The organism is uncultured Alsobacter sp. (assembly GCF_945952055.1).
In the GTDB taxonomy this organism is placed as follows: domain Bacteria; phylum Pseudomonadota; class Alphaproteobacteria; order Rhizobiales; family Beijerinckiaceae; genus Alsobacter.
In genome coordinates this window covers 184,817-205,151 of sequence record NZ_CAMFHB010000006.1, presented here as the reverse complement: position 1 = coordinate 205,151, position 20,335 = coordinate 184,817, and the positions used below count along the sequence as shown (strand labels likewise).

Here is a 20,335-nt window from a genome sequence, read left to right as displayed (position 1 = left end):
TGAACACGCACCAATCGCTGAGCCACATCACTCGCAGTGTCTTCGCGCAAAGGTCCTCATCCTGAGCAGCCGCCGCAGGTGGCGTGTCGAAGGACGTAGAACCCTTCAGCGGCTCACTCGCCCATCAGCCCGGCCAGCGACCGGTAGGCCTCGATCACCTGGCTGTCGTCCTGGGTGCCCAGCCCCTGGGCCGAGGCGGACAGGAACATCTGGTGGGCCAGCGCGGCCAGCGGCGTCGCCACCTTGCCGGCGCGGCCGGCATCCAGAACGATCCCCAGGTCCTTGACGAAGATGTCGACCGCGCTGGTGACGCGCGGCTCGTCCTCCAGCATGCGCGGCCCGCGGTCGTTCAGCATCCAGCTGCCCGCCGCCGACCCCTGCAGGATCTTCAGCGCCAGCGCCGGGTCCACGCCGGCCTTCTCCGCCAGCACCAGCCCTTCGGCCGCCGCGGCGATGTGAACGCCGCACAGCAGCTGGTTCACGGTCTTCACGGCCGCGCCCTGGCCGGGCTCCTGGCCGACATGGAAGACCTTGTCGCCCAGCGCGTCGAGAACCGGCTTCACCGTTTCGAGGACGGCCGTCGGCGTGCCGACCATGATGGTGAGCGTCGCCTTCGTCGCCCCGACGACGCCACCGGAGACCGGGGCATCGATCAGAACCCGCCCGGTCGCCGCCACGCGCTTGGCGAGCGCGGCCACCACGCTGGGCGGGCAGGTCGCCATCAGCACGATGCGGCCGCCCTCCGCCATGGCCTCGCACGCGCCCGCGTCGAACAGCACGCTCTCCGCCTGGGCGGCGTTGACGACCATGAGCACCAGGACCTCGGCGCCCTTCGCCGCGTCCGCGGCGCTCGTCGCGGCGGTCCCGCCCTCCGCCGCCAGCGCCTCGCAGGCTTCGCGGCGCATGTCGAAACCGCGCACCCGGAACTGCCGCCGGACCAGGTTGACCGCCATGGGGAAACCCATGGCGCCGAGGCCCACGAAACCGACGGTCGTGCTCATGCCATCACTCCTTCACGGCGCCGGTCATGGCCGACACGTAGTGCTCGACGAAGAACGAGTAGAGGATCACCAGCGGCAGCGAGCCCACGAGCGCGCCGGCCATCAGCGATCCCCAGCGATAGATGTCACCATCCACGAATTCGCTGACGATCGCCACCGGCACCGTCTTGTTCTGCGTCGAGGACAGGAAGGTCAGCGCGTAGATGAACTCGTTCCAGCACAGCGTGAGCGAGAAGATCGACGCCGAGATCAGCCCCGGCACTGCGAGCGGCAGGATGATCTTGGTGAGGATCTGGAAGCGCGACGCCCCGTCGATCAGCGCGCACTCCTCCAGCTCGTAGGGGATGGTCTTGAAGTACCCCATCAGCAGCCAGGTGGAGAACGGGATCAGGATCGTCGGGTAGACCAGGATCAGCGACAGCGGGCTGTCGAACAGTCCGTAGGCCTGGATGATGGTGGCCAGCGGAATGAACAGGATGGACGGCGGCACGAGATAGGCGAGAAAGATCGACGCCCCCACCCACTGCGCCCCCCTGTAGCGGATGCGCACGATGGCGTAGGCCGCCATCACGCTGGCGATCAGCGACAGGATCGTCGCCGCCACGGACACGTACATCGTGTTCCACAGCCAGAGCGGATAGTTGCTCTCGAACAGGAGCTTGTTGATGTGCTTGAGCGTCGGCGTGACGACCCAGAACGGGTTGTGGTTGTCGAGGTCGATGAGCTGCTCGTCCGGCTTGATGGCCGTCAGCACCATCCAGTAGAACGGGAAGATCAGCACGATCATGATGACGAAGAGCGGCAGGTAGACCGACACGAGCCGGCGCGGCAGCGTGTCGAGGTAGTTCATGCCCTCCGACGTATCGGTGAGCGCCGCGCGGGAAGACGCCGCCTGGTCAGTCATCGTTGCCTCCCTGCTGCCACTGCCGCCGCTGCAGGCCGAACCACGACACCATGATCGCCAGCAGCAGGAACGGCACCATCGCGGTGGCGATGGCCGCCCCCTCGCCGAGATTTCCGGCCAGGATCGCGCGCTGGTAGGAGAGCGTCGCCATCAGGTGCGTCGCATTCACCGGGCCGCCACGGGTCAGCGCCCAGACGAGCTGGAAGTCGGTGAAGGTGAAGAGCACCGAGAAGGTCATCACCACCGCGATGATCGGCGTCAGCAGCGGGAAGGTGATGTTGCGGAAGATCTGCCACTTGGTCGCCCCGTCCAGCGTCGCGGCCTCGTAGAGCGAGGGCGACACGGTCTGCAGGCCGGCGAGCAGCGTGATGGCGATGAAGGGCACCCCTCGCCAGATGTTGGCGAAGATCAGCGACATCCGCGCGTTGTTGGGGTCGCCCAGGAAGTTGATGTTCTGGTCGATGAGGCCGAGATTCTTCAGCGACCAGGAGATGATCGAGAACTGGCTGTCGTAGATCCACCAGAACGCGATGGCCGAGAGCACCGTCGGCACCACGAACGGGATCAGCACGACCGAGCGCACCAGCGCCTTGAACGGGATCTTCTCGTTGAGGAGCAGCGCGAGGTAGAGCCCCACCGCGAACTTCACCGCCGACGCGACGACGGTGTAGACGATCGTGTTGAACACGGAGAGCCAGAACACGCCGTCCTTGTCGCTCCACCAGGGCCAGCCGAGCCACTCGTAGTTCTCGAGCCCGATGAACTCGCCCGACCGCCCGATCTTGGCGTCGGTGAACGACAGCCACACCCCCTTGCCCAGCGGATAGGCCAGGAAGAGCAGGAGGATGACGGCGGCGGGGGCCATGAACCACAGGCCCTGCCAATTCTTGTTGACGCGCAGCCGGTCGTAAAAACCGGTCTGTCGCCGCGCCGCAGCCATGCGGCCGGCCATGTCTGTCATCGAAAACTCCCCGGCAGAAAAACGGCGCGGGGCTCATCCCGCGCGCCGGCATGTCGGAGAAGGACGGCCGCGGCGGGCGCCGCAGCCGTCCCTGGCCATCAGCGGAACAGACGCTTCGCCTGGCGCTCGGCGATCGCGACGGCGCCCTTGGCGTCCTCGCGGCCGGTGCAGTAGTTGGCCACCATGTCGACCACGATGAAGTCCGAGATCGCCGCCGCGGCCTTCTCGGTCACCGGGCCGATGCCGCTGGCCGGCAGCGTGCGCTTGCCGGCGTCGCGGAACACGGTGTTCTTCGGGTCCTTCGTCCAGACCGGGTTGTTGTCGAAGGCGTTGAGCGGCTGGGTGAGGTAGCCGGCGGCGGCCTCGAGCCACGGGTTGTAGTTGTCCGCCTCCAGCAGGAAGGCCGTGAAGGCCTTGCAGGCGTTCGGCGCCTTGGTGAACTTGAAGGTCAGCATCGGGAAGCAGAGCTGCAGTTCCTGCGGCTTGCCCACCGGGCCCACCGGCCACGCCGCGTGATCCATGTCGTCGGCGATGGCCTTCATGCCCTGCGCCTTGGCGGCGGCGTAGATCGAGATGCCGTTGGCGGTCAGGTAGAGCTCGCCCGCCAGGAACGCCTTGTTGTTGGACGAGTCGTTCCACGACGCCGTGCCGGGGATGAAGGTCTCGTAGAGCTTCTTGCCGTACTCGAGCGCGGCGATCGTCTCCGGCGAGTTGATGATGACCTTCTCGTTCTTGTCGATCAGGTAGGCGCCGTGCGACCACAGCAGCCAGTGGATCCAGCCGTTGCCGTCACCCGAGGCGTGGCCGAGCGCGAAGCCGGCCGGGGTGTTGTTCTTCTGCAGGGCCTTGCAGAGCTCGAGGAAGCCGGCCGTATCGCCGGGCACGCCCTTGAAGCCGGCCTTCTGCACCGCCGCGACGCGGTAGTTGATGTAGCCGCCGTTGAAGGCGACCGGGATGGCGATCCACTTGCCCTTGCTGGTGCCCGTGGCCACCGCGGCGGGCACCCACCCGCCGTGCTTCTTGCCGAGGTAGTCGGCGAGGTCGGTCACGTCGAGGCACTTGTCCGGGAAGAGGTGCGGCAGGGAATGAAGGCCCCACACCATGTCCGGGCCGGTGCCCGTGTTGGCGGCGACGGACGCCTTGGGCTGGATGTCGTCGAAGGATTCGTTGGAGACGTTCACCTTCACGCCGGTGGCCTTGGTGAAGGCCTCGACGATCTTGAGGAACTGCGCGTCCTCGGCCTCCACGAAGCGCTTCCAGCGCAGCAGGTTGATGGTGGCGTTCGCTTCCGGCTTGTACGGCAGGGACTGGGCCCAGGCCTTGGCGAAGTCGAGCAGGCCCGTGGCGCTCAGGGCGCCCAGCGTGGCGCCGCCCTTGAGGACGGAACGACGGTTGAAATGCGACATAAAATTTTTCCTTCCCTTTGATGACGATTTGAACGGCCGCACATCGAGGTCCGGCCGGCAGTGGAGTGGACCCCGGAACGTCCGGGGTCCGTTCGCGAATCAGCCGAGACGCTTGCCCGTCTCGCCGTCGAAGAGGTGCACGAGCGAGGCGTCGGGGGCGATGCCGAGCGTTTCGCCCGGCTTGGCCGTGATGCGCTCGCGGAACACGCAGACGAGCTCCTGCCCGCCCACCTTGGCCACCACCTGGGTCTCCGAGCCGGTCGGCTCGACCACCACCACTTCGGCCTTCAGGCCGTCGGCGGCGAGGTGGATGTGCTCGGGACGGATGCCGTAGGTCACCGCGCGCCCTTCGGAACCGTGCGGCACGGCGCCGATCGGGAACGAGCCGCCCTTGTCGGATTCGAAGCGCCCGTCCTTGATCCGGCCCTTCATCAGGTTCATGGCCGGCGAGCCGATGAAGCCGGCGACGAAGAGGTTGGCCGGGCGATCGTAGAGCTCGAGCGGCGCGCCCATCTGCTCGACGATGCCGTCGTGCATCACGACGATCTTGTCGGCCATGGTCATGGCCTCGATCTGGTCGTGGGTCACGTAGACGGTGGTCGTCTTAAGCCGCTGGTGCAGCTCCTTGATCTCGGTGCGCATCTGCACGCGCAGCTTGGCGTCGAGGTTCGAGAGCGGCTCGTCGAACAGGAAGACCTGCGGATCGCGCACGATGGCGCGGCCCATGGCGACGCGCTGACGCTGGCCGCCGGAGAGCTGCCGGGGGTAGCGGTCGAGCAGGTTGCCCAGGCCGAGAATGCCCGCGGCCTTGCTGACGCGCTGCTCGATCTCCTGCTTGGAGGCCCCGCGCAGCTTCATCGAGAACGCCATGTTCTCGGAAACCGTCATGTGCGGGTAGAGCGCGTAGTTCTGGAACACCATCGCGATGTCGCGCTCCTTCGGCGGCACGTCGTTGACGACGCGGTCGCCGATGCGGATCTCGCCACCGGTGATGTTCTCGAGGCCGGCGATCATGCGCAGCAGGGTCGACTTCCCGCAGCCCGACGGGCCGACCAGGATGACGAACTCGCCGTCGTTGATGCCGATGTTCACCCCATGGACGACCTGGGTCGAGCCATAGGCCTTGCGCACGTCGTGGATGTCGACGGATGCCATGCGTTCCCTCCTTGCGCCCGCCACGGGCCTTGCCACGTTTCGGTCGGGCGTGTGTTGGACGACGGCAGGGGCGGGAGACGGCCGACCGGCTTGTCCCCCACCGCGGCCGACGGCATCATGGCACGGCCATGGCGGATTGCAAAAGCTGAAGCAGTTCGGCCTCAAACGATTTAAAGAGACGACAAGGTTGCGCCCGGCTGGCGCTGCCATCGCGGGAGAATGACGTTGAAAACCATCGAGGTCCTCGCCACCGGCACGATGATGCCCCTGATCATGGAGCAGCTCGAGGCCACCTTCACGCTGCACCGGCTTCCGGCCGCGCAGGACCGGGACGCCTTCATGGCGGCGGTCGGCCCGCGGATTCGCGCCGTCGCGACCGGCGGCCACGCCAAGATGGACGACGCGTTCATGCGTCGCCTGCCCAAGCTGGAGATCGTCGCCAATTTCGGCGTGGGCTACGATTCGGTGGATGCGGCCTGGGCCGGACCGAACGGCATCCTCGTCACCAACACCCCCGACGTGCTGACCGAGGAGGTCGCGGACACCGCGCTCGGCCTCCTCCTCATGACGGTGCGCGAGCTCTCGGCCGCCGAGCGCTGGCTGCGCGCCGGCCAGTGGGTCGGCAAGGGCCCCTTCCCGCTCACCGCCCACACGCTGCGCGGGCGCAGCGTGGGCATCCTCGCCCTCGGCCGGATCGGCAAGGCGATCGCCAAGCGCTGCGAGGCGTTCGGCCTCACGATCGCCTATCATGGCCGGTCGGAGCAGAAGGGCGTGCCCTACCGCTACTACGCGAACCTCGTGGAGATGGCGCGCGACGTCGACATCCTGATCAGCGTCGCCCCCGGCGGGCCGGACACCTTCCACATCATCGACGCCGAGGTGCTGCGGGCGCTCGGTCCCCAGGGCATCCTGATCAACATCGGGCGGGGCAGCGTGGTGGACGAACCGGCCCTCATCCGGGCGCTGAAGGACCGCACGATCGCCTCGGCGGGCCTCGATGTGTTCGAAAATGAACCAAAGGTGCCGGAGGAACTGTTGGCGATGGAGCACATCGTCCTTCTTCCTCACGTCGGATCGGGCTCGCAGCACACGCGGCGCTTGATGGGACAGCTCGTCGTGGACAACATCGTCTCGTGGTTTTCCGGCAAGGGGCCGATCACGCCGGTGGCCGAGACGCCCTGGCCGCGACCGAAGGGATGACGGGATGTCTTTAGACCGGAGCCGTGGCGCCGCTGGCGCCCTCCTCCTCGCTGCGTTCGCCGCCATGCTGGGGCCGGGCACGGCCACCGCCCAGCAGGCGGCGAAGAAGCCCGAGCCGCCCGCGCTGGTGAAGACGCTCGCGGGCGTCTGGGAGCTCACGGACCCGCTCACCTCGAAGGCCTGCCGGCTCAACCTGACCACGGACACCGTCCTGCACGGCTATCTGGTCGGAATGCCGCCGGCCTGCCGCATGGCGCTGCCGGTCGTCAACGGCGTGACGAGCTGGACCTACAACAGCGACGGCTCCATCAGCCTGCGCGATCCGGGCGGCGTCTCGGTGCTCGACCTGCGGCGCGACCGCCCGGGGCCGAGCTTCGGCACCAAGACCGCCCAGGGCGAGCTGGTGCTGACGCCGATCAACGCGGCGACCGCGGCCGCCATCACCAAACCGGGCGCCAAGACGGCCGCTCCGGCCGCCCTGCCGCCGGACCGGGTGGGCGCCGTGTCCGCGGCGCTCGAGCATCATCCCGTCGCCGCCGAGCTCCCGCCGCTCCAGCCCGCCACCATCGTGGGTCTCTACGGCGTGTCGCGCGAGAAGAACCGGCCGATCTGCTCGATCGACCTCACCGAGCGCCCCTCGACGCGGCGCGGGCAGTATGTCGCCGTGCTCTCCGGCGGCTGCCTCGACACCGGCCTCAAGGTGTTCGAGCCGATCGGCTGGCGCACCGAGCGCGGGCGCCTGCTCCTCGTCGCCCGGAAAGGCCACGAGCAGAGCTTTGCCCCGGGCAAGGACGGCGTTTTCGAGAAGGACCCGCCGAGCGGGGCGCAGCTTTTCCTGAAGAAGCAGTAGGGCGGCAAGGAGCCGTCCTGCGTCCTTCGACACGGCCGCTCCGCGGCCTGCTCGGGATGAGGACCTTTATAGTGGTTCAAACACCCCAATCGTCCTCATCCTGAGCAGCCGCCGGAGGCGGCGTGTCGAAGGACGCACCACCTCGCGGCGCAGCTGACACTCACGCGATCTTGCCGTCGAGTTCGTCCTCGAGGTGCACCTTGATGATCTCGTCGAAGCTGGTCTCGGCCTTGAAGCCGAGCGCCGGCGCGCGCGTGGGTGCGAAGTTGCGCGGCCAGCCCGCGACGATCTTCATGATCGTCTCGTCGGGCTCGCGCCGGATGCGCGCGACGACCTTGTCGCCGGCCACCCGCCGCAGCGCCTCGATCTGCTCCCCGACCGTGCAGGACAGGCCCGGCATGGTCAGAGCCCGCCGGGGACCGATGGCCGCCGTGTCCATGGTGGCCGCGTGAAGCAGGAAGCCCACGGCGGAGCGCGGCGAGGCATGCCAGTGGCGGACGTCCTCGGAGACCGGCAGCACGGCCTCGTGGCCGGCCAGCGGCTCGCGGATGATGTTGGAGAAGAAGCCGGAAGCCGCCTTGTTGGGCTTGCCCGGGCGCACGCAGATCGTCGGCAGCCGGATGCCGACGCCGTCGAAGATTCCCTTGCGCGTATAGTCGGAGAGCAGCAGCTCGCCGATCGCCTTCTGGGTCCCGTAGGAGGTCAGCGGCGTCGTGAAGAACTCGTCCCCGATGGCCTCGGGGAACGGCGCGCCGAACACCGCGATCGAGGATGTGAAGACCACGCGCGGGCGATAGCCGTCGCCGATCGCCCGGATGGCCTCGAACAGCCGGTACGAGCCATCGAGATTGATCCGGTAGCCCTTGTCGAAATCGGCCTCCGCCTCGCCCGACACGATGGCCGCGAGGTGGAAGATCACGTCCGGCCGGTCGGCGAGAAGCTTGCCCGCCTCGCCCGGCTCGGAGAAGTCCGAGGCGACCGTCACGGCCGCGAAGGGAGCCCCCGCCGGGACGGCCGGCTCGACGACGTCGTGCAGGGTGGCCCGCTCGATGGCCTTGCCGCCGATGTGGCCGTCCTTCGCGAGCCGCTCGGTGAGCTTGCGCCCGACCATGCCTGCCGCGCCGATGATGAGGATGTGCATGGAGCGTTTCCTACTGGGTGTTTTCTCAGGGCGAGTTGGTGTTCGGAATCAGCGTTTCACTTTCGAGAGGGCCGGCAAGCGTGCGACCTCGCGCTCGAGCGTCTGCCTGATAAGGCGCTGATAAGGAATGCCCTTCTCGGCCGCACGAGCCTTCACGGCGTCTAGCAACGTCTCGGGCAGGCGCATGGTCACTGACTTCGACTTGGGCGCGAACTCGAAGGAAAATGCCTTGAAGTCGGAGAAATCATACTGGCTGAGGTCTGCTTCCTCGACGAAGGCCTCTGCCTCCTCGTCAGTCTTGAAATCAGGAATGCGTTTCTTCATAGCGCCTGATCTCCTTCGCGTGCATGTAGCGAGCACTGATCGGCCTGATGCGGACTGCACCGTCGAGCTCGCGCAACGTGAACACGACGAACACGGCCCGCCCATCCTGCATCGTGCGACCGACGGCGCGATAGCGCCGTTCGGTCCCGGAATGGGCCTGGTCGGGCGCCACCCTCAACGGCCCCCGCAGCACGCCTTCGACGATGTCCGCCGACAAACCGTGCTTTGCCATCTTGTGACGATTGCCGTCGTCCCAATCGAAGCCGGCGACGAGCATGGGACTCCCAGGCGCGCACTGTCAATACAAACGCATTGACGTTACAGGGCGAAGCCGCCGTCCACGAGGAAGATCTGGCCCGTGGTGTAGCTCGACTCGTCCCCGGCGAGATAGACGGCCATGGCCGCGATTTCCTCGGGCTTGCCGAGCCGGCCGATGGGCTGGCGGTCGATGAAGGCCTGGCGAACCTTGTCGACCGGCTGCTTGGTGGTCTTGGCGAGCGTCGCGATGCGGTCGTCCAGCGAGGGCGACTCGATGGTGCCCGGGCAGATCGCGTTGGCGCGCACGCCCTTGCGGATGAAGTCCGCCGCGACCGCCTTGGTGAGGCCGATCACCGCGGCCTTCGTCGCTCCGTAGACGTAGCGGTTCGGGATGCCGCGAACGGAGCCGGCGCCCGAGGCGATGTTGACGATCGAGCCGCCGCCCTTCTCCAGCATGCCGGGCAGGAAGGCCTTGATGGTGCGGTGCATGGAGTGGACGTTCAGGTCGAAGGAGAAGTCCCAGGCCTTGTCGTCGCATTCCAGGATGGTGCCATGGTGGACGTAGCCCGCGGCGTTCACGAGGATGTCGACCGGACCGACCTTCTCGGCGAAGGCGGCGACCTGCTTGTCGGAGAGCACGTCGAGCTTGCGGCGCTTGGCACGGTCGATGCCCTCGAGCCGGGCGACGTCGACGTCGGTCGCCCACACCGTCGCCCCTTCGGCCACGAAGGCCTTGGCGATGGCGCGGCCGATGCCGTGACCCGCAGCCGTGACGAGCGCCACCTTCCCCTTCAGACGTCCTGCCATGTCCTTGTCCTCCCCTGCCCCGGCCTCAGCCCAGCGGCTTCATCATGTGGACGGCCGTGCGATCGGCAAGCGCTTCGACGCGCTCGACCAGATAGCCGTGCCGGCTGTACCACGCGACATTGCGCGTGAGTTTCTGCCCCGTGTAGAGGCGAACGATCGGGCGCCCGAGCTGGCGGGCGCGGTCCTCCGCCGCCCCCAGCAGGACGTTGCCCAGCTTCGTGCCCTGCGCCCGGGGATCGATGGCCACGCTCCAGATCAGGAGGTCGTCCGTCCGGGGCTGCAGCACGAGGACGCCGGTGAGGCCGTTGGCGTCCTCCGCGAGCCAGACCTCGTCGTCGCGCAGGATGGCCGCATAGTCCGCCTTCAGCGGCAGCGGCTCGACGCCGAGCACGATCCGGTTCGCGGCGTAGGCCGCCTGCTGCAAGGCCACGACCGGCCCGAGGTCTGCCGGCACGGCACGCCGAAGTCCCGACAGCGACGCGCTCACGCGGCTGCCGCCCTGAGATCGGCGAGGCTCGCCTTCTGGCGGCCCGCCGCATCGAAGTTGGAGGGCGCGAGCCAGGCCTCGAAGCCGGCCCGGATGGTCGGCCACTCCGTGTCGATCATCGAGAACCAGGCCGTGTCGCGGTTGCGGCCGCGCACGATCATGTGCTGCCGGAAGATGCCCTCGAAGGTAAAGCCCAGGCGGTCGGCCGTGCGGCGCGACGGAGCGTTGAGGGCGTTGCACTTCCACTCGTAGCGCCGGTAGCCGAGATCGTCGAAGACGTGGCGGGCGAAAAGATACTGCGCCTCCGTCGACAGCGGCGTGCGTTGCAGCCCGGTGCCGTACATGACGTTGCCGACTTCGATGACGCGGTGGGTCGTGTCGATGCGCATCAGCGTCTGGTAGCCGAGCGCCCGATCGCGCGCCTTGTCGACCACGGCGAAGAACAGCGGATCCTCCGACGCGGCCTTGCGCTCGAGATGCGCCTGGAACGCCGCCCGGTCCGGGAAGGGCGGCTCGAACAGGTACTGCCAGACCACGTCCTTGTCGGGGCCGTGGGACTCCTCCCACAAGGCGTCGCCGTGGCGGGCCGGGTCGAGCGGTTCGAGCCGGACGCGCGCGCCTTCGAGCACCTTGCGCTGCGGGCGCGGAGCCGGATGGCCGGACGCCTCCGGCCCGATCGGCAGACCGGACGCGGGATCGGGGACGGAGGCGGGTTCGGACATGGGGTGACTCTGCGGTGGAACGATTGTGCGTCCTTCGACACGCCGCCCGCGGCGGCTGCTCAGGATGAGGACCGTTCTGGCATGTTGAACGGCAACAACGATCCTCATCCCGAGCAGGCCGCGAACCGGCCGTGTCGAAGGACGCAGTCAGGTCCGGAGCGTCACCGCTCCGGACCGGGCATCCTCAGTGGTTGTCGCGCGGCACGCCCTTGCTCTGGGCGACCTTCTGGTACTTCACGGCCGGCTTGAGCACCATGCCGGAGCCCAGCTGGTCGACCATGCTGCGCTGGATCTCCTGCCACGGCGTCTGGCTGGCCGGGTACGGGAAGCCGCCCGCCTTGGCCAGCGCAGCGCGCCGCTTGGCGATCTCGGCCTTGCTGATCAGCATGTCGGCCGTGCCCTTGCGCAGGTCGATGCGGACCTTGTCGCCGGTCTTCAGGATGGCGAGCCCGCCGTCCGCCGCCGCCTCGGGCGAGGCGTTCAGGATCGAGGGCGATCCCGACGTGCCGGACTGGCGACCGTCGCCGATGCAGGGCAGCGAGGTGATGCCGCGCTTCAGGAGAGCCGCCGGCGGCTGCATGTTCACGACCTCGGCCGCGCCGGGGTAGCCGATGGGCCCCACGCCGCGGATGAACAGCATGCAGTTCTCGTCGATCTTGAGCGCCGGATCGTCGATGCGGTGGTGATAGTCCTCCGGCCCCTCGAACACGATGGCCCGGCCCTCGAAGGCTTCGGGATCCTTCGGGTTCGACAGGTAGCGGTTGCGGAACTCCTCCGAGATCACGCTCGTCTTCATGATCGCGTTGTCGAAGAGGTTGCCCTTCAGCACGATGAAGCCCGCGTCCTCGCGCATCGGCTTGTCGATCGGGTAGATCACGTCGTGATCCTGCACCACCGTGTCGCGGCAGTTCTCGCCGATGGTCTTGCCGTTCACGGTGAGCGCGTGCTCGCGGATGAGCCCCTTCTTCATGAGCTCGTTGACCACGGCCGGCACGCCGCCCGCCCGGTGATACTCCTCGCCGAGGTAGTAGCCGGCCGGCTGCAGGTTCACGATCAGCGGGATCTTGTGGCCGATCGTCTCCCAGTCCTCGACCGTGAGGTCGACGCCGATGTGCCGCGCGATGGCGTTGACGTGGATGGGAGCGTTCGTGGAACCGCCGATCGCGGAATTCACGAGGATGCAGTTCTCGAACGCCTCGCGGGTCAGGATGTCGGAGGGCTTCAGGTCCTCCCACACCATCTCGACGGCCCGCTTGCCGGTCTCGTAGGCGATTTGGCCGCGCTCACGATAGGGCGCCGGAATGGCGGCGCAGCCCGGCAGCGACATGCCCAGCGCCTCGGCGAGCGAGTTCATCGTCGAGGCCGTGCCCATGGTGTTGCAATGGCCGACGGAGGGGGCCGACGAGGCGACGATGTCGATGAACTCGTCGTAGTTGATCTCACCGGCGGCGAGGCGCTCGCGCGACTTCCACACGATCGTGCCCGAGCCGGAGCGCTCGCCCTTCCACCAGCCGTTCAGCATCGGCCCGCCGGACAGCACGATGGCGGGGATGTTCACGGTGGCGGCCGCCATGATGCAGGCCGGCGTGGTCTTGTCGCAGCCCGTGGTCAGCACCACGCCGTCGAGCGGGTAGCCGTAGAGCAGCTCGACGAGGCCCAGATAGGCGAGGTTGCGGTCGAGCGCGGCCGTCGGGCGCTTGCCGGTTTCCTGGATCGGGTGGACCGGGAACTCGAAGCAGACGCCGCCCATGGCGGTGATGCCCTCGCGCACGCGCTTGGCGAGCTCGAGGTGGTGGCGGTTGCAGGGCGAGAGATCCGAACCGGTCTGGGCGATGCCGATGATCGGCTTGCCCGACATCAGCTCCTCGCGCGTCAGGCCGAAGTTCAGGTAGCGCTCGAGGTAGAGCGCAGTCATGCCAGGGTTGTCCGGGTTGTCGAACCACAGCTGCGAGCGCAGGCGGCGCTTGCCGGTCCCGGCGGCGGGCGGAGCGGCATGCGACGCCGCGGCGACCGAGACGGCGGGGGCGGCCTTCTTGCCCTTGGCCTTCGCGGGTTCCTTCGCCTTCACGGGTTCCTTGGCCTTGGCAGCCTCCTTGGCCTTGGCAGGAGCCTTGGCGGGCTTGGCGCCCTTGGGATCGGCCTTGGCCACTGCCTTGGCGACGGCCTTGGCGGCCTTGCGACCAGCCTTCTCGGCCGCCTGGGCGACGCGGGTCGCCGGATCGAGCGGCGCGGGCGCGGCGGCCACGACGGTCTTGCCGGGCTTCGCCTTTGCGGCCTTCTTGTTGACGCCGGCCTTCTTGCTGGACTTTGCCATCGAGTATCCCCCCGAGTTCCTGTTTCGGTTCCGCATCGAACCGATTTGAAGTCGGCGCGCAGCATCGCCTCAAGTGCACTGCGAAATCAACGCCCGATCCATGCCCTCAGCGCGCAGGTGCCGTTCGCCCGCTTGACTTACGGCGCGCGGCGGACGACAGGCGAAGGATGGGAACGCCGCTCCGACGGGATGGAATGCGGCGCGGGAGGACAGGGTCATGCTGCACACGGTCGACGCCTTTTCACGCATCGGCGAGGAAAATGCCTTCGCCGTGCTGGCGCGCGCGACGGACCTGGCGCGCCAGGGTCGCGACATCATCAACCTGGGCATCGGCCAGCCGGACTTCCGCACCCCCGACCACATCGTCGAGGCCGCCATCCAGGCGCTGCGCGACGGCCACCACGGCTACACTCCGGCCACCGGCATCCTGCCGCTGCGCGAGGCGGTGGCGGCCGACATCCTCAAGCGCACCGGCGCCGAGGTCTCGCCCGAGCGCGTGCTCATCGTGCCCGGCGGCAAGGTCACCATGTACATGGCGATCCTGATGTTCGGGGAGCCCGGCGCCGACATCATGTACCCGGACCCCGGCTTCCCGATCTATCGCTCGATGATCGAGTACACGGGCGCCCGGCCGATCCCCGTGCCGATCCGCGAGGAGAACGGCTTCGCCTTCTCGGCCGAGGAGACGCTGTCGCTGATCACGCCGCAGACGCGGCTCCTCATCCTGAACTCGCCCGCCAACCCGACCGGCGGCGTGACGCCGAAGGCCGAGATCGACAAGCTCGTCGCCGGCCTCGCCCGCTTCCCCGACGTGGCGATCATGTCGGACGAGATCTACGGGCAGATGACCTATGACGGCCTCGCCCACCAGTCTCTCATGTCCTACCCCGAGATCCGCGACCGGCTGATCCTGCTCGACGGCTGGTCCAAGACCTACGCCATGACCGGCTGGCGCATGGGCTTCTCGGTATGGCCGGACAAGCTCTACGAGAACGCGCGCAAGCTCGCCGTGAACTCCTATTCGTGCGTCAACGCGTCCGCCCAGTATGCGGGCCTTGCCGCCCTCACCGGGCCGCAGGACGCGGTGCATGCGATGGTGGCCGAGTTCGACCGTCGCCGCAGGGTGGTCACCGAGGGGCTGAACGCTCTGCCCAACGTGTCGGCCGCCGTGCCGAAGGGCGCGTTCTACGCCTTCCCGAACGTCTCGAAGACCGGCTGGAAGGCCAAGCCCCTGGCCTCGGCCCTGCTCGAGAAGGCCGGCGTCGCCACGATCGGCGGGCCGGACTTCGGCGTGTACGGCGAGGGCTACATCCGCCTGTCCTACGCGAACTCCACCGAGAACATCCGCAAGGCGCTTGCGCGGATCGGCGAATTCCTCGATAGCGAACGGCCTGCGTGAGGCCGTTGGGCCCCGCGCGGTCACGATCCTCGCGGCGGGTCGTCCGGGCCGCCGCCAGCCACGAGATGCGACGATGACTGCTGCCGTCCCTGTCGTGCGCGCGCTCCGCCGCGCCTGTCTCTGTGCGCTGGCCCTGGTGGCCCTGGCCGCCACGCCCGCATGGGCGCAGAAGAGCCGGGAGCTCACGGCGACGGTCACCAGCCGGACCGTGCCCACGCTCTGCGCCGAGGACGACAACGTCTACCTGACGCTCTCCGGCGCGAAGATCCGCCATTTCCGCATCGAGGCGCGGCACCCGGCCGTCATCGGCAGCATCGTCGTGGACTCGACGGCGCCGGACTTCACCAACTGCACCATCGAGGACAAGCCGCCGGGCCCCGAGCGCAAGGACGACCGCATCGTGCTCTTCGAGGACGACGCGATGATCCTCGTCGGCTATCGCGGCGACCCGGCGTTCTGGCGCAAGGACGAGGTGCCGTTGCGCGTCGGCACGGGCGCCGAGGAGCACAACATCCACCTGGTCCAGCTCTTCATGAAGCGGCCGGGCAAGGAGCCCTACGAATATCTCGTGCTCTACCCGATGGACGGCTATTGGCGAGCACGCCCGCTGCCGCCCGAGCGCCTGCCGCAGGTGGCCTACGGCACGTCGTTCCTGGTCGGCCGGGTCGACGAGAAGCAGCGCCCCTTCGTGGCCATCAAGTCGATCAAGTTCGATCCGCGCGCCAAGATCTTCGAGCTGACCTTCCCCAAGGGCGACGTCACCACGGTGCGCGTCGAATCCGTCACCGACCAGGCGACGAAGATCGAGGTGATGTTCGAGAAGCCCGTCTCGGGTCGCCCCTTCGCGGCGCTGCGGTCGATGTTCGTGACCGATGCCAACGCCGACTCGGCCGTGGTGGCCTACCGCCAGCCCTGGAAGAAGGGCTGGGAGCAGCGCCACGTCATGGATTTCCGCGGCACGCAGGCGAGCGAACTCTGGCTGGGCCGCACCATGACCTCGCGCCACAACACCAGCGCGCCGGACACGCTGATCTACGACATCCAGCCGGACTGAGCCGAGCCGGGGCGGCCGGCTCAGTCGCCTCCACCTCCGTCGCCTCCACCTCCGTCACCCCCGCCGCCGTCGCTGCTGGAGCTGCTCGAGCCATCGCTGCCGGAATCGGGCGAGCCGCCCGAGATCCAGCCGAGAAGCCCACCGTCGCCGCTGTCGGTGGCATCCGACGTGTTGCCGGGAGCCCGCTCGCCCGCAGCTTTCTTCCGTCTGGCCTGCCACCAGACAAACAGCCCGACGATCGGGCCGACGACGAAGAAGGGGTGGATCGCCATCGCTCTACATCGCCAGTGAGGCCAGCCAGGCGGCCAGGAACGGGAAGGGCAGGGAAACGACCATGCGCAGTCGTACGAACCAGAGTGGCATGAAGGGGATCTCCCACACCAGCATGCGGTTGAGCGTGTAGAGAGACCAACCGGTCACGAAAGCCATGATCTGCGGCAGGCCGGCGCCGGCCTTCAGGGCCGCTGACCCGAGCGCGAAGCCCACCACGGGCCCGCCGGGCGTCAGTGCTCCCGCGACACTCGCGATGGCGATGCCCATGACGCCGGAGTCCGGGCCCAGCAGGGCGGTCACCGTGTCCTGCGGCAGCACCCGGGCGAGATAGCCGGAGCCGACCACCCCGACCGCGAGCCGCGGCAGCAGGTTCAGGAAATCCTTCACGGTGAACAGCACGGCATTGCGGGCCGTGCCGTCGCGACGCCGCATGGCCGCGAGCAGCAGGATGCCGACGATCACGTAGAGCAGCGCGCTGAAGGCGAGGATGATCACGGCTTCGCGCCCTCCCCGCCCTGCCCGTCGTCCCTGAACCAGGCCAGCGTCTCCAGCCGGCGCGCCGCCAGGCCGATCGCCACCGGGATCCAGAAGCAGGCGACGAAGCGCACGATCACGAAGTTCGGCCCGAAGAACGGCAGTTCCCAGATGATCACCCGGTTGAGCCCGAGCAGCAGCCAGGCCGTGATGAAGGTGACCGTCGCCCCTGCATCCGCGCCCGCCGCCAGGAAGGCCGCCGACAGCGGGAACACCGTGAAGGGACCGGCCGGGATGAGCAGCCCCGCCACATTGGCGATCAGCAGCCCCTTGATGCCGGAGCCCGCGCCGAGCCAGCGCACGATCACCTCCCGCGGCACCATCAGCCGCACGAGCGCCCCGATGAGCGTGCCGGCGACGACCTTGGGAATGATCTCGAGGAAGAGGATCGCGTCCTCCTCGAACACCGACACGAACACCTGCCAGCCTTCTGTCCTCAGCACCCACGCCGCCGAGCCCAGGCTCAGCGCGATGACGATGTAGAAGCTCCAGTCGAACCTGCGCCGCGGGCTCTTCGTCGGGTCAGGCTGGGCTGGCGGAGACGACACGCGGCGGGCGATCCGGATGACAGGACGGCGGCATCATAGCGGGTGAGGCCGAGGCGGAGGCAAGCGCCCGTGCATCAACCGTTCCAAGAACCTCCAATCTCCTCATCCTGAGCCGGCCGCAAGGCGGCCGAGTCGAAGGACGCAGAACGGTTCAGCATCACGGTTGTGCGTCCTTCGACTCACGGCCCTGCGGGCCGTGGCTCAGGATGAGGGGCGTGAGGGCTGTTTCAGAAAGCAGTCAGCCCTACTGCGGCACCGTGGTCGCGCAGCTCTGGCCGCCGTCCACCGGCAGCGCGACGCCGGTGATGAAGCCCGCCTCGTCGGAGGCAAGGAACACGGCCGCGGCCGCGACATCCCATGCGCTTCCCATCTTGCCCATCGGCACAGCCTTGTTGCGCGCGGCGACCATCTCGTCAGCCGAGGCGTAGTGGCCGGCGATCTGCTTGTAGATGAGCGGGGTATCGATGAGGCCCGGCAGGATGCAGTTGGCCCGAATGCCCTGCGGCGCATATTGCAGCGCGAGCGCGGTGGTGGCCTGCACCACCGCCGCCTTGGAGGCGTAGTAGGCGAAGTAGGGATAGCCGGTCCAGCGGATGGCCGCGAGCGAGGAGATGTTGACGATCGCCCCGCGCTTGCGCTCCAGGAAGGCCGGAAGGACGGCCTTGGCGGTGCGATAGACGGAGCCGACATTGAGATCGAGGGCGCGTCGGAAGGTCTCCTCGTCGAGGTCGAGCGGACCACCCGCGTGCACCACGCCGACATTGTTGTGCAAGATGTCGATCGCCCCGAAAGCCGAGAGCGACGCGGACACCGCCTCCTCGACGCTCGCCAGCGACGTGACGTCGGCCGCCACGGCGATCGCCCGCCCACCTTCGGAGGCGATGATGTCGGCCGTCTCGCGCGCCGCCGCCTCGACCACGTCGATGCAGGTCACGGCGGCGCCCTCGCGGGCATAGGCGACCGCAGCGGCCTTGCCGTTTCCCCAGCCGGGTCCGGACGAGCCGGCGCCGAACACGATGGCGGCCTTGCCGGCCAGGCGTCCCGTCATTGCGTTCGTCCTTCGCTGGAAGCCAACGTGATCGCATGCTTGTTTGCGAACAGCCGGTACCCACCTTTTCGCAGCATGCTCACAGGAAGCCGGTCGAGATCCACGGGATCGCGGCGACGACCGCAAGGCCGGCGAGCAGCGCCCCCATATAGGCCCAGATCGGGCCGATGCCCTCGTCCGGATGCACCTTGCCGATGGCACAGGCCGCGTAATAGCCGACCCCGAACGGCGGCGAGAACAGGCCGAGCCCCATCGCCAGGATCACCACCATGGCGTAGTGCACCTCGTGGATGCCCACCGCCTTGGCGATCGGGAAGAGCAGCGGCCCGAACAGCACGATGGCGGGAATGCCCTCGAGCACGCTGCCCAGGATCACGAAGGCGACGATCGAGACGATCATGAAGGTCACGGCCCCGCCCGGCAGCGTGGTCATGGCGGCGGCGAGCGTGCGCGAGAAGCCGGACTGCGTGAGACCCCAGGCCATGGCCGAGGCGGCGCCGATGATGAACAGGATCGCGCCCGACAGAGCCGCCGTCTCGATCAGCATCGGCATCAGCCGCTTCCAGTCGAACTGGCGGTAGATCAGGAGGCCCGCGATCGCCGAATAGACGATGCCGATCGTCGACACCTCGGTCGCCGTGGCGACGCCTTCGACCACGGCGGCGCGGATGACGAGGGGCAGCGCGAGCGCCGGCAGGGCGATGACGAGCGTGCGCAGGATGTGAGCGCCGGTCGCCTTCTGCACGTGCGAGAGGTCGTCGTTGCGGTAGCGCCGCGCCACGACGACGCAGAGGCCCGCGGCGAGGACGAGGCCCGGCAGCAGTCCACCGGTGAACAGCGCCGCGATGGACACGCCCGTCACCGAGCCGATGGTGATGAGCACGATCGAGGGCGGGATCGTCTCGGTCTGGGCGCCGGTCGCCGCGAGCAGCGCGACGAGGTCGCCCGGCTTGGCGCCGCGCGCCTTCATCTCCGGGAACAGCGCCGGGGCGACCGCCGCCATGTCGGCGGCCTTCGCGCCGGAGATCCCGGAGACGAGGTACATGGCGCCGATGAGCACGTAGGAGAGCCCGCCGCGCACGTGTCCGAGCAGGCTCGCCAGGAACTGCACCATGGCGCGGGCCATTCCGGTCATCTCGATCAGCAGGCCGAGGAAGACGAAGAGCGGGACGGCCAGCAGGATGAGATGGCTCATGCCCTCGTCCATGCGCCCCACCATGACCATGATGGGGACGCGCGTCGTGAGCGCGAGATAGCCGAAAGTGGAGAGCGCGAAGGCAAAGCCGATCGGGACGCCCGCGAAGACGCCGACCATCACCGCGATCACGAAGAAGATGACGAGGTTCAGGTTGCCGAGGGTCTTGAAGATCGGCCCGACGAACCAGAACGCCCCGACGATCGCGGCGACGAGCAGCACCGCGCCCGCGGCCTGGGCGAGACCGGTGCGCGTCGCCAGCCGCAGGAGGCCGAAGAACGTCATCAGACCGATGCCGACCGGGAACGCCGCGCCGCGCCAGGCACCCGCGATCTCGAGCGCCGGCGTCGTGATGAAGCTCTCCTCGTAGGCCCACTCGACGGCGTGGTGGAGGATGAGCGCGCAGAAGGCGAGAGCCGCCGCCAGCGCGACGGCTTCCGCCAGGTCGCGCCACCGGCCCGGCAGCTTGCTGACCAGCGCCGTCATGCGCATGTGCGCGTTCTGGCGGACGGCGATGACGGACCCCAGCATCGCGAGCCACAGGAACAGCGTGGAGGCGAGTTCGTCCGACCAGGTGAGCGGACGGTGCAGGGCGTAGCGCGAGACCACGCCCGCGAAGAGGATCACGACCTCGGCCGCGACCAGGAGGGCCGCGACCACCTCGACGAGCCGGCCGACGCCGCGGTCGACGGCGTCGAGCCAGGCAGGGCCCGCGGGGGCTGCGGGCTGGGCTCCGGTCGCGACCTCCATGGCC

At 68.3% G+C, this 20,335-nt stretch carries 21 protein-coding genes; 4 read left to right on the top strand and 17 right to left on the bottom strand.

Going from position 1 to position 20,335, the window contains the following annotated elements; all coding sequences use genetic code 11:
• Window positions 1-113: 113 nt before the first annotated feature.
• From Q0Q47_RS07145 to Q0Q47_RS07125, 5 genes are all read right to left on the bottom strand, one after another.
• Window positions 114-1,001, bottom strand: a complete 888-nt coding sequence (locus Q0Q47_RS07145) for an NAD(P)-dependent oxidoreductase (protein WP_293856549.1) — start codon at window positions 999-1,001, stop codon at window positions 114-116.
• A gap of 4 nt (window positions 1,002-1,005) precedes the next feature.
• Complete coding sequence (locus Q0Q47_RS07140) at window positions 1,006-1,905, bottom strand: carbohydrate ABC transporter permease (RefSeq protein WP_293856546.1); 900 nt, start codon at window positions 1,903-1,905, stop codon at window positions 1,006-1,008.
• Window positions 1,898-2,866 (bottom strand): carbohydrate ABC transporter permease, encoded by a 969-nt coding sequence (locus tag Q0Q47_RS07135; protein ID WP_293856543.1) that lies wholly within the window; start codon window positions 2,864-2,866, stop codon window positions 1,898-1,900. Before Q0Q47_RS07135 ends, Q0Q47_RS07140 begins: the two co-directional genes overlap by 8 nt.
• A gap of 98 nt (window positions 2,867-2,964) precedes the next feature.
• Window positions 2,965-4,272 (bottom strand): extracellular solute-binding protein, encoded by a 1,308-nt coding sequence (locus Q0Q47_RS07130; protein WP_293856540.1) that lies wholly within the window; start codon window positions 4,270-4,272, stop codon window positions 2,965-2,967.
• Window positions 4,273-4,371: 99 nt separating this feature from the next.
• The gene (locus Q0Q47_RS07125; RefSeq protein WP_293856537.1) at window positions 4,372-5,427 is read right to left on the bottom strand and encodes an ABC transporter ATP-binding protein; all 1,056 of its coding nucleotides are present in this window, start codon (window positions 5,425-5,427) and stop codon (window positions 4,372-4,374) included.
• Between the two features lie 258 nt (window positions 5,428-5,685).
• On the opposite strand from Q0Q47_RS07125, the gene Q0Q47_RS07120 reads away from it, so the two are divergent.
• Window positions 5,686-6,627, top strand: coding sequence for a 2-hydroxyacid dehydrogenase (locus tag Q0Q47_RS07120; protein ID WP_293856573.1), 942 nt, complete (start codon window positions 5,686-5,688; stop codon window positions 6,625-6,627).
• 4 nt (window positions 6,628-6,631) lie between these two features.
• On the top strand, window positions 6,632-7,477 hold the full coding sequence (locus tag Q0Q47_RS07115) for an AprI/Inh family metalloprotease inhibitor (protein WP_293856534.1): 846 nt from the start codon (window positions 6,632-6,634) through the stop codon (window positions 7,475-7,477).
• 160 nt (window positions 7,478-7,637) lie between these two features.
• Here Q0Q47_RS07115 and denD read toward each other — a convergent pair whose 3' ends face one another.
• The 7 genes from denD to Q0Q47_RS07080 form a co-directional block, all read right to left on the bottom strand.
• The gene (gene denD, locus Q0Q47_RS07110; RefSeq protein WP_293856531.1) at window positions 7,638-8,618 is read right to left on the bottom strand and encodes a D-erythronate dehydrogenase; all 981 of its coding nucleotides are present in this window, start codon (window positions 8,616-8,618) and stop codon (window positions 7,638-7,640) included.
• 48 nt (window positions 8,619-8,666) lie between these two features.
• Complete coding sequence (locus Q0Q47_RS07105; RefSeq protein ID WP_293856528.1) at window positions 8,667-8,942, bottom strand: CopG family antitoxin; 276 nt, start codon at window positions 8,940-8,942, stop codon at window positions 8,667-8,669.
• On the bottom strand, window positions 8,923-9,219 hold the full coding sequence (locus Q0Q47_RS07100; RefSeq protein WP_293856525.1) for a BrnT family toxin: 297 nt from the start codon (window positions 9,217-9,219) through the stop codon (window positions 8,923-8,925). The genes Q0Q47_RS07105 and Q0Q47_RS07100 overlap by 20 nt, the downstream gene beginning before the upstream one ends.
• A 41-nt stretch (window positions 9,220-9,260) precedes the next feature.
• Window positions 9,261-10,007, bottom strand: coding sequence for an SDR family oxidoreductase (locus Q0Q47_RS07095; RefSeq protein WP_293856522.1), 747 nt, complete (start codon window positions 10,005-10,007; stop codon window positions 9,261-9,263).
• A gap of 25 nt (window positions 10,008-10,032) precedes the next feature.
• A complete protein-coding gene (locus Q0Q47_RS07090) occupies window positions 10,033-10,494 on the bottom strand; it encodes a GNAT family N-acetyltransferase (RefSeq protein WP_293856519.1) in 462 nt (153 codons plus the stop codon).
• Window positions 10,491-11,216 (bottom strand): GNAT family protein, encoded by a 726-nt coding sequence (locus Q0Q47_RS07085; protein WP_293856516.1) that lies wholly within the window; start codon window positions 11,214-11,216, stop codon window positions 10,491-10,493. Before Q0Q47_RS07085 ends, Q0Q47_RS07090 begins: the two co-directional genes overlap by 4 nt.
• 184 nt (window positions 11,217-11,400) lie before the next feature.
• A complete protein-coding gene (locus Q0Q47_RS07080; protein ID WP_293856513.1) occupies window positions 11,401-13,530 on the bottom strand; it encodes an IlvD/Edd family dehydratase in 2,130 nt (709 codons plus the stop codon).
• A 217-nt stretch (window positions 13,531-13,747) separates the two neighbouring features.
• On the opposite strand from Q0Q47_RS07080, the gene Q0Q47_RS07075 reads away from it, so the two are divergent.
• A complete protein-coding gene (locus Q0Q47_RS07075) occupies window positions 13,748-14,929 on the top strand; it encodes a pyridoxal phosphate-dependent aminotransferase (protein WP_293856510.1) in 1,182 nt (393 codons plus the stop codon).
• Between the two features lie 73 nt (window positions 14,930-15,002).
• Window positions 15,003-15,983, top strand: coding sequence for a hypothetical protein (locus Q0Q47_RS07070; protein ID WP_293856507.1), 981 nt, complete (start codon window positions 15,003-15,005; stop codon window positions 15,981-15,983).
• A 20-nt stretch (window positions 15,984-16,003) separates the two neighbouring features.
• Here the strand turns inward: Q0Q47_RS07070 and Q0Q47_RS07065 are convergent, their stop codons facing one another.
• From Q0Q47_RS07065 to Q0Q47_RS07045, 5 genes are all read right to left on the bottom strand, one after another.
• Complete coding sequence (locus tag Q0Q47_RS07065) at window positions 16,004-16,255, bottom strand: hypothetical protein (protein WP_293856504.1); 252 nt, start codon at window positions 16,253-16,255, stop codon at window positions 16,004-16,006.
• A 4-nt stretch (window positions 16,256-16,259) separates the two neighbouring features.
• Window positions 16,260-16,751, bottom strand: coding sequence for a hypothetical protein (locus Q0Q47_RS07060; RefSeq protein WP_293856501.1), 492 nt, complete (start codon window positions 16,749-16,751; stop codon window positions 16,260-16,262).
• A complete protein-coding gene (locus tag Q0Q47_RS07055) occupies window positions 16,748-17,338 on the bottom strand; it encodes a permease (protein WP_293856498.1) in 591 nt (196 codons plus the stop codon). Before Q0Q47_RS07055 ends, Q0Q47_RS07060 begins: the two co-directional genes overlap by 4 nt.
• A gap of 244 nt (window positions 17,339-17,582) precedes the next feature.
• Window positions 17,583-18,386, bottom strand: a complete 804-nt coding sequence (locus Q0Q47_RS07050; RefSeq protein ID WP_293856495.1) for an SDR family NAD(P)-dependent oxidoreductase — start codon at window positions 18,384-18,386, stop codon at window positions 17,583-17,585.
• A 79-nt stretch (window positions 18,387-18,465) separates the two neighbouring features.
• On the bottom strand, window positions 18,466-20,331 hold the full coding sequence (locus Q0Q47_RS07045; RefSeq protein ID WP_293856492.1) for a TRAP transporter large permease subunit: 1,866 nt from the start codon (window positions 20,329-20,331) through the stop codon (window positions 18,466-18,468).
• Between the last annotated feature and the right edge of the window lie 4 nt (window positions 20,332-20,335).

Coding starts and splice junctions, on each gene's coding strand:
- Q0Q47_RS07070 (WP_293856507.1), top strand. CDS start 15,003: ATGACTGCTGCCGTCCCTGTCGTGCGCGCGCTCCGCCGCGCCTGTCTC.
- Q0Q47_RS07050 (WP_293856495.1), bottom strand. CDS start 18,386: ATGACGGGACGCCTGGCCGGCAAGGCCGCCATCGTGTTCGGCGCCGGC.
- Q0Q47_RS07105 (WP_293856528.1), bottom strand. CDS start 8,942: ATGAAGAAACGCATTCCTGATTTCAAGACTGACGAGGAGGCAGAGGCC.
- Q0Q47_RS07125 (WP_293856537.1), bottom strand. CDS start 5,427: ATGGCATCCGTCGACATCCACGACGTGCGCAAGGCCTATGGCTCGACC.
- Q0Q47_RS07120 (WP_293856573.1), top strand. CDS start 5,686: ATGATGCCCCTGATCATGGAGCAGCTCGAGGCCACCTTCACGCTGCAC.
- Q0Q47_RS07145 (WP_293856549.1), bottom strand. CDS start 1,001: ATGAGCACGACCGTCGGTTTCGTGGGCCTCGGCGCCATGGGTTTCCCC.
- Q0Q47_RS07100 (WP_293856525.1), bottom strand. CDS start 9,219: ATGCTCGTCGCCGGCTTCGATTGGGACGACGGCAATCGTCACAAGATG.
- denD (WP_293856531.1), bottom strand. CDS start 8,618: ATGCACATCCTCATCATCGGCGCGGCAGGCATGGTCGGGCGCAAGCTC.
- Q0Q47_RS07140 (WP_293856546.1), bottom strand. CDS start 1,905: ATGACTGACCAGGCGGCGTCTTCCCGCGCGGCGCTCACCGATACGTCG.
- Q0Q47_RS07085 (WP_293856516.1), bottom strand. CDS start 11,216: ATGTCCGAACCCGCCTCCGTCCCCGATCCCGCGTCCGGTCTGCCGATC.
- Q0Q47_RS07135 (WP_293856543.1), bottom strand. CDS start 2,866: ATGACAGACATGGCCGGCCGCATGGCTGCGGCGCGGCGACAGACCGGT.
- Q0Q47_RS07080 (WP_293856513.1), bottom strand. CDS start 13,530: ATGGCAAAGTCCAGCAAGAAGGCCGGCGTCAACAAGAAGGCCGCAAAG.
- Q0Q47_RS07065 (WP_293856504.1), bottom strand. CDS start 16,255: ATGGCGATCCACCCCTTCTTCGTCGTCGGCCCGATCGTCGGGCTGTTT.
- Q0Q47_RS07130 (WP_293856540.1), bottom strand. CDS start 4,272: ATGTCGCATTTCAACCGTCGTTCCGTCCTCAAGGGCGGCGCCACGCTG.
- Q0Q47_RS07075 (WP_293856510.1), top strand. CDS start 13,748: ATGCTGCACACGGTCGACGCCTTTTCACGCATCGGCGAGGAAAATGCC.
- Q0Q47_RS07095 (WP_293856522.1), bottom strand. CDS start 10,007: ATGGCAGGACGTCTGAAGGGGAAGGTGGCGCTCGTCACGGCTGCGGGT.
- Q0Q47_RS07045 (WP_293856492.1), bottom strand. CDS start 20,331: ATGGAGGTCGCGACCGGAGCCCAGCCCGCAGCCCCCGCGGGCCCTGCC.
- Q0Q47_RS07115 (WP_293856534.1), top strand. CDS start 6,632: ATGTCTTTAGACCGGAGCCGTGGCGCCGCTGGCGCCCTCCTCCTCGCT.